The organism is Duganella sp. FT27W (assembly GCF_009295655.1).
GTDB lineage: Bacteria > Pseudomonadota > Gammaproteobacteria > Burkholderiales > Burkholderiaceae_D > Rugamonas > Rugamonas zoogloeoides.
The window spans coordinates 1-255 of record NZ_WHIV01000042.1 but is presented as its reverse complement, the minus strand read 5'-3'; the positions used below and the strand labels follow the sequence as shown (position 1 = coordinate 255).

The 255-nt window shown below is 53.3% G+C and carries 1 rRNA gene; it reads left to right on the top strand.

The features are described from left to right. Window positions 1–255 (top strand): 16S ribosomal RNA (locus F8197_RS28360); the annotation flags it as partial.

The following is a 255-nucleotide window of genomic DNA, read 5'->3' as shown; positions in this document are numbered from 1 at the left end:
GTCCAGACTCCTACGGGAGGCAGCAGTGGGGAATTTTGGACAATGGGCGCAAGCCTGATCCAGCAATGCCGCGTGAGTGAAGAAGGCCTTCGGGTTGTAAAGCTCTTTTGTCAGGGAAGAAACGGGTCTTTCTAATACAGAGATCTAATGACGGTACCTGAAGAATAAGCACCGGCTAACTACGTGCCAGCAGCCGCGGTAATACGTAGGGTGCAAGCGTTAATCGGAATGACTGGGCGTAAAGCGTGCGCAGGC